The sequence below is a fragment of the Pseudomonas sp. 34 E 7 genome (assembly GCF_900005715.1).
Classification (GTDB): Bacteria; Pseudomonadota; Gammaproteobacteria; order Pseudomonadales; family Pseudomonadaceae; genus Aquipseudomonas; species Aquipseudomonas orientalis_A.
The window spans coordinates 88,166-95,557 of sequence record NZ_CVTX01000141.1 but is presented as its reverse complement, the minus strand read 5'-3'; the positions used below and the strand labels follow the sequence as shown (position 1 = coordinate 95,557).

Genomic DNA, 7,392 nt, shown 5'->3' with positions numbered 1-7,392 from the left:
GGCGGAACCCTAAGTGGCCGTGACCGCAGAAACGGATATGTACTCGATCTGATCCAACATCCTGGTCGGCCCAGAGGCCGCCATCGGGGGCAAGTCGAATCGTCGCACCGCCCCTCCCACATTTGGACCTCGGAGCGTCAGGTAGATACGCGTCCGCTCCCTCGCCACAGGTGCGGTTTCGCACCACAATTGTGTAGATACCTATGCCCCGATAGCAGTGGTTCCGTCGGAGCCTCTTTGACTGACACACCGCAATCGGGGGCAAGCCCCCTCCCACATTTGGTTTGTGGTTTGTCAGATATTGGCGCGCAGGATGCTGTCGGGCAGTGACTCTCCCTGCTCGACACTTGCCGCAACGGCCGCGATCAACCCTTGCAAGTCATACCCCTGCCCCGCCAGCCACGCCTGATCGTAGTAAGTGGTGGCATAGCGCTCTCCCCCATCACATAGAATCGCCACGATCGACCCCGACTCCCCCGCCGCTTTCATCTGTTGCGCAGCCACCAGTGCACCGATCAGGTTCGTCCCGCTGGAGCCCCCCACTCGCCGCCCCAACCGCTCGGCCAGGTAATGCATGGCTGCCAGGGACAGCGCATCCGGCACCTTGACCATCGCATCGATCACTGCAGGCAAAAATGAGGCCTCGACCCGTGGCCGGCCAATGCCTTCGATCCGCGAGCCACAGTCCAGGCGCAGACTGGCGTCGCCGCTCAGGTAATAATCGAAAAACACCGAACGTTCGGCATCGGCACACAGCACGCGGGTGCAATGCTGGCGATAGCGCACATAGCGTCCCAGGGTCGCGGTAGTACCGCCGGTGCCGGGGCTGGAAATCAGCCAACTGGGCTCCGGGTGTTGCTCGAAACGCAACTGCTGGAAGATCGACTCGGCGATGTTGTTGTTCGCGCGCCAGTCGGTGGCGCGCTCGGCGTAGGTGAACTGGTCCATGAAGTGCCCGCCGCTTTCCTGCGCCAGGCGTTCGGACTCGGCATAGATCTGCGTAGGGTCCTGCACCAGGTGGCTCTTGCCGCCATAAAAGGCAATCTGGGCGATCTTTTCCTGGGAGGTGGTGGCGGGCATCACGGCAATGAACGGCAGGCCGAGCAGGCGCGCGAAATAGGCTTCGGAAATGGCCGTCGAACCGCTGGAAGCCTCGATCACCGGTGCACCCGGCTTCAGCCAGCCGTTGCACAACGCGTACAGGAACAGCGAACGCGCCAGCCGGTGCTTCAGGCTGCCGGTCGGGTGGCTGGACTCATCCTTGAAGTACAGCTCGATACCCGGCAAGCCCGGCAATGGCAACGGGATCAGGTGGGTGTCGGCGCTGCGCTGAAAATCCGCTTCAATGATACGAATGGCTTCGCGGGCCCAGGGACGGTGGTCGCTCATGACGAGACTTCTCTAAGGATTTGGGCCTGATATTAGGGGGTTTCCTACACTGCACACAGATACAGTAACGACTCAATTGGACACACAATTGCTAGGCTTAGACGCAACGCCAGCTCTACCGAATGCTTATAACAAATAAGAATATAACTTTTGTTTTAACAACTAACGGTACGGGTTAGGGTACGCACCTATTGAACCTGGATTGGAGAGCATCCCTTGCCTCTGCGTAGCACTTTCACCCGTTTCTTCCAGCTGGAGGCCGCCAGCGGTCTGTTGCTGATCGCTGCCGCTGCCCTGGCGCTGATTATCAACAACTCACCTTTGTCGCACCTGTACGGCGCCTTTCTCGACACGCCCGTGGTGGCCCAGGTTGGCGCGCTGCAAATCGCCAAGCCCGCCTTGTTGTGGATCAATGATGGCCTGATGGCGTTGTTCTTCCTGCTGATCGGTCTGGAGGTCAAACGCGAGCTGCTCGACGGTCACCTGTCCAAACCGTCGCAGGTGGTGCTTCCGGGTGCGGCGGCGATCGGCGGCATGGTCGTACCCGCGCTCATCTACTGGGCATTGAACAAGGACAACCCTGCGGCCCTCGCCGGATGGGCGATACCGATGGCCACGGATATCGCCTTTGCGCTGGGCGTCCTGGCACTGCTGGGCAAGCGTGTGCCGGTGTCGCTGAAACTGTTCCTGATGACCCTGGCAATCATTGACGACCTGGGCGCCATTGTCGTCATTGCGCTGTTCTATTCCGCCGACCTGTCCGGGGCTTCCCTGGCAGGCGCAGCGGCCTGCCTGATCGCCTTGATCGCGATGAACCGGCTGGGTGTGGTCAAGCTTGGGCCGTACCTAATCATCGGCCTGATCCTGTGGGTGTGCGTACTCAAGAGCGGCGTGCACGCCACGTTGGCCGGGGTGACCCTGGCGTTCTGCATTCCACTGCGCACCCGCAATGCCGAAACCTCGCCCCTGCTGACCCTGGAACATGCCCTGCACCCATGGGTGGCCTACGCCATCCTGCCGTTGTTCGCGTTTGCCAACGCCGGGGTGTCCCTCACCGGCGTCAGCCTCGAGAGCTTTACCCACCACGTGCCCATGGGCATTGCCGCCGGCCTGTTGATCGGCAAGACCATCGGTGTGTTCGGCCTGACCTGGCTGGCCATCAAGACCGGCATCGCCTCACTGCCCAGCGGCGCTAACTGGGGCCAGGTGCTGGGGGTAGCGATACTGTGTGGTATCGGCTTTACCATGAGCCTGTTTGTCGGCTCACTGGCGTTCGTACCGGGCGTCAGCGAGTTTGCCGGCGAGGATCGCATGGGGATTCTGACCGGTTCGATATTGGCGGCGTGTATCGGTTATGCGGTGACGGCGATGGCGAGTCGCAGGAAAGCCGTCACTGCCTAGTCGGTGATAGCCAAACAGCAAAAAGCCGCCTCGAACTGAATCGAGGCGGCTCCACTTCTCAGACCTTACAGGTCATCGAAGCTGTCCCGCAGGAATACCCATACGTGATAAACACGCAGGGCATTCACTACGAGGTTCCACGTACGTCGTGCAAACTTAGACATACTCGGCCCTCCAAGCGTTGGGCCTTACCTCCAGCGCACTTACCGGAACACGTGGGCCTTCGAATGCTGTCATTGCGTTCTATGAGGCGGCAGGGTTGACGGGCCCTCCGCATCAATCCGGCACGGATTACTAGCCCGTGGCGGCGGGTCCAAAAACTTGCTCATTGACCCGGCCTACTCACAGGATGACGAACGTAGAACGGCGTCGATACTAACTGAGCTGCCCGCCGAAGGTGTGACCAAGCGCACGGCGAATTTTGTTATTTATTTTCAATTTCTTTCTGACAAAAAAAGTATCAGAAGCGCTAGTGCTGCTTTACAACGGCTTCTTGCCAGATACCGCAGCCGGCAGTAATATTCCGACCATGTCATTGCGTTCTGTGAGCCTGCAAGGCTAGCTTGATATGGCCTTGCGATAAAAAACCGCCCTACTAAGGCGGTTTTTTATTATGCGCAATTAGGATTTTTTAGACGGTAAGATCACGGCCCATTAAACAAAAAACCCCAACCAGTCACCCGGTTGGGGTTTTTCTTTGCCTTTCGCTGACCGCTTAGCGGGTAACGCGGCTGGTACCGTCAACCGTCATGATGCGTACGCGGTCGCCAATGCGGAAAATTTCATTTTCCTGCACGGCTTGTACGTAGGAGCGCATGCTGCCGTCGTCTTCGCGAACGGTGATTTCCACGCCCTGGGTGCGGGTCAGGCCTTCTTCGGTGGCCGAACCCAGCAGGCCGCCGGCCACCGCGCCGATCACAGCGGTGACGATACTGCCACGGCCGCCGCCGATGGCGCTGCCGCCAACGCCGCCGATGACTGCACCCGCAGCGCCGCCGATTGGGGTTTTGGTGCCTTCGATTTTCACCGGACGCAGGGATTCGATGGTGCCCATGCGAACGGTCTGTACACGACGCGCCTCGTCACGGGAGTAGGAGTCGCCGGTCAGACTCGAGGCGCAGCCACCCAACAGCAAGGACAGGGTAGTAAAGCAGGCAACTAGTAAAACAGACTTACGCATAGCATCAACTCCAAAGGACAGGTATTCATTAAACGCTGCGGCTTGGCGCCTGTCACGGCAAGCCAGGCAAAAAAGTGCTTTCATTCAGCCTGAGTACAGACTGTAGGTACCACAGGATTCGACGAACGGTAGCTAAGCCGCACCATGCCATAGCCTGGTTGATCAGTGTAGTCGTACAGCCGAAAACGCCGAAATCTCGTACATAAAGACTTCGGCGCACAGGACATGATTCAGATGAGATGACGAAAGGCGACGCTCAAGGCGCAAGACGCTCGCGCGTCCATTGGCCCGCTTGCAGCCGATAGTTGAGGCGATCATGCAGGCGGCTGGCGCGGCCTTGCCAGAACTCGATGCGCTCCGGCAACAAACGATAGCCTCCCCAATGCTCGGGGCAATCGGGCTGGGTGTCGCTGAAACGTTGTTCAGTCGCCTTGAGCAGTTGCTGCAGTTCTTCGCGATCACCAATGACCTTGCTCTGCGGCGATGCCCACGCACCCAGGCGGCTGCCCAGGGGGCGCACCTGAAAATAAGCATCCGACTCCTCAGGCGTGACCTTGACCACGCGCCCTTCAATACGCACCTGGCGCTCGAGGGTCGGCCAGAAAAAGGTCATGGCCGCGAACGGCCGCGCCGCCAGTTGCTCTCCCTTGGCGCTCTGATAGTTGGTAAAGAAGGTAAAGCCCTGTGCATCCAGGACCTTGAGCAACAGGATGCGACAGTGCGGCCGACCGTCCTGGTCGACCGTCGCCAGGGTCATGGCATTGGCCTCCACCGGTGCCTGCTCGGTTTTCACCGCATCGGCGAACCACTGGTGGAACAAGGCAAGCGGCTCGTCCGGGGCCTGGGCCTCGCTCAAACCGTCCCGTGTGTAGTCACGGCGCATATCGGCCAGTGCCTGGGTCATGCGGCTTTATCCTTGTGGTTCAACGGATCAGTTTTTCGCCTGGTCGTTACTCGCCGGTGCAGCAGCCTTGGCTTTGGTCGCAGCCGGTTTCTTCGCAGCCGGCTTGGCCGGGGCCTTTTTAGCGGCTGACTTGGCAGCCGGCTTGGCGGCGGCTTTCTTGGCCGGCGCTTTCTTGGCCGGGGCTTTTGCCGCTGGGGCCGGTGCGGGAACATCCTGCACAGCGACCATTTCAGCCACAGGCGGAGTCTTGCCCGAGTTGTACTGGCTCAGCAGCGCCAACATAGTTGTACGCTGAGTGAACATGATTTCCATGCGACGATTCAGCGCACGGCCCTGGGAACTGTCATTTGCGGCACGCGGCATCAGGTCGCCCATGCCACGCAGCATCAGGCGGTCCTGCTTCAAACCGCTGAGGCTGAAAATCGAAGCGATCGACTGCGCACGTTCCTTGCTCAGCGCCTGGCTGGCCGGAGCGCTGCCGGTGGCATCAACGTGGCCCAGAACCAGTACGGCGGTCTTTGGATCGGCTTCAACAGCCTTGGCGACGCGCGTGAACGGACCCAGGGTCACCGGCAGCAGCATCGCCGGGCGTTTCGGGTTGTATGAACCGTCTACCGGGGCAATCACCACCAGTACGTTGTCGCGACGTTCCAATTGCAGGTTGCTGTCCTTGATCGCGGCGCGCAGGCGCGGCTCGTAATCGTCCAGCCAGGCCTGGGTGATTTTTGGATCGGGCATCGGCACGTTGGTCACATCGACCTTGGCCAGTGGCTTGGGCTTGGTATCGAACGGCCACCACCAATGGGCTTCGGTGTCGGTCTTGGCCACGACAGGCGCAGTGTCCGGTGCAGGAGTGGCGGCCTTGAGGTCGGCTTTCAGGTCGGCCTTGGCCTCGGCGGCCTTGTCGTCGGCGCTCTTGGCGGAGAATGGCCACCAGTTGAAGCCAGTGTCGCTCTTGGCTGCCGGAGCAGGCGCTGCGGCGACAGGCGCGACAGGCTTGGCGTCGGCAGCGGGCTTGGCGTCAGCAACAGGCTTGGCATCGGCGGCGGGCTTGGCATCCGGCTTGGCGTCGGTCTGGGTCACTGCGTCCTTGGTAGCAGCTTTATCTGATCCAAATGACCACCAGTGCCCACCTTCGGCATCATTTTGTGGAGTTTGTGCACAGCCGGTAATAGTGAGGCACAGCGCCAGTGCCAAGGACTTGTTCGATAACATGAGATATCCACAAAATGAGAAAAAACCAAGGGGCCACATGCCCCGTTAACCAGACGCTTAAAGAACATTGAAGTTACATCATTGCGTTCAGCGTCTTCTTATACGTGCCTTTGTAACAAAAAATTGTGAAACAGCAAGGGGTTTATAGACAACCGGCCAATATTCCGACCAACTTCTGAGCCCGTGGGTCCATAAGTACATAGGGCCCCAGGGTATTAGTCACAAAACCGAAGGCTACATCATGCTCAGGGTCGGCAAACCCTACCGAGCCCCCTGCCCCCGGATGCCCGAATGCGCGCGGACCAAGGCCGAACGTAGCATTGGGCAACTCCGGTTGATCCAACATGCAACCCAGGCCAAAACGGGTTTGGGTCAATAAGGTTTTATCCGGCCCGATACTGTGCTCGCGGGTCAATTGTTCGAGCATGTCGCTTTCCAGCAAACTACCGTCCAATAAACCACTATAAAAGCCGGCCAGGCTGCGTGCATTACCGTGACCATTTGCCGCGGGTTGCTGCATACGCCGCCATTCGGGTTTATTAGTGCTGGTCAGAATAGACGGCGGATTGGCAAATGCACGTGTAGTCATTGCCGTGGGTTCACGCATCATTACTTGAAGTAACCGTTGTGCCGCAGCATCGCCCATATTGCCCTTGCTGCGGGCTATATGGGCGACACGGTAAAACTCTTCGTCCGCCAGGCCCACGTGAAAATCCAGCCCCAACGGCCGCGCCACCCGCGCCACGATAGACTCTCCAGGTCCGCGCCCATCGGCACGGCGCAACAGTTCACCGACCAGCCAGCCATAGGTGATCGCCTCGTAGCCATGGCCTTGGCCGGGTGTCCACCACGGCGCTTCGGCCGCCAGGGTATCGACCATCAGTTGCCAGTCGTACAGGGCTTCGATGGGCAGCATCTCGCGGATCGCCGGCAGCCCGGCCTGATGGCAGAGCAACTGGCGCAAGGTAATGGACGCTTTGCCCGCTGCGGCAAATTCCGGCCAGTAATCGGCCACGGGCGCATCCAGCTTCAGCTTGCCTTCGGCCACCAGCTGCAGGGCGGTGACGGCAGTGAAGGTCTTGGTGCAGGAGAACAGATTGACGATCGTGTCACTGTGCCAGGCTTCGGTCCCGTCCTTATCGGCGGTGCCGGCCCACAGGTCGACAACCGTCTCGCCGCCGACCTGGATGCAAAGCCCGGCACCGCGCTCCTGAGGGTCATCGAACAATGCGGCAAACGCTTCACGTACCGCTTCGAACTGGAGCGTGTAATGACCCTGAATCTGCACCGGAGCGACCTCGAG

The 7,392-nt window shown here is 59.8% G+C and carries 6 protein-coding genes; 1 reads left to right on the top strand and 5 read right to left on the bottom strand.

What is annotated here, in order from left to right; all coding sequences use genetic code 11:
• Positions 1 to 294 precede the first annotated feature (294 nt).
• Positions 295 to 1,389: a PLP-dependent cysteine synthase family protein gene (locus BFP96_RS13865; RefSeq protein WP_065893402.1), complete on the bottom strand. Its 1,095-nt coding sequence runs from the start codon at positions 1,387 to 1,389 to the stop codon at positions 295 to 297.
• Between the two features lie 216 nt (positions 1,390 to 1,605).
• Here BFP96_RS13865 and nhaA point away from each other — a divergent pair, with 216 nt between their 5' ends.
• The gene (nhaA, locus tag BFP96_RS13860) at positions 1,606 to 2,790 is read left to right on the top strand and encodes a Na+/H+ antiporter NhaA (RefSeq protein ID WP_065932835.1); all 1,185 of its coding nucleotides are present in this window, start codon (positions 1,606 to 1,608) and stop codon (positions 2,788 to 2,790) included.
• A gap of 715 nt (positions 2,791 to 3,505) precedes the next feature.
• On the opposite strand, the gene BFP96_RS13855 is transcribed toward nhaA, so the two are convergent.
• From BFP96_RS13855 to BFP96_RS13840, 4 genes are all read right to left on the bottom strand, one after another.
• Positions 3,506 to 3,970 carry a glycine zipper 2TM domain-containing protein gene (locus BFP96_RS13855; RefSeq protein WP_065886131.1) on the bottom strand — a complete coding sequence of 155 codons (465 nt, stop codon included), beginning with the start codon at positions 3,968 to 3,970 and terminating at the stop codon, positions 3,506 to 3,508.
• A 256-nt stretch (positions 3,971 to 4,226) separates the two neighbouring features.
• Positions 4,227 to 4,874, bottom strand: coding sequence for a pyridoxamine 5'-phosphate oxidase (gene pdxH, locus BFP96_RS13850; protein ID WP_065936426.1), 648 nt, complete (start codon positions 4,872 to 4,874; stop codon positions 4,227 to 4,229).
• A gap of 27 nt (positions 4,875 to 4,901) precedes the next feature.
• Entirely contained in the window at positions 4,902 to 6,089 is a 1,188-nt protein-coding gene (locus BFP96_RS13845) for an OmpA family protein (RefSeq protein WP_083216640.1), read from the bottom strand.
• A 142-nt stretch (positions 6,090 to 6,231) separates the two neighbouring features.
• Positions 6,232 to 7,377, bottom strand: a complete 1,146-nt coding sequence (locus BFP96_RS13840) for a serine hydrolase domain-containing protein (RefSeq protein WP_065893398.1) — start codon at positions 7,375 to 7,377, stop codon at positions 6,232 to 6,234.
• Positions 7,378 to 7,392: the final 15 nt, after the last annotated feature.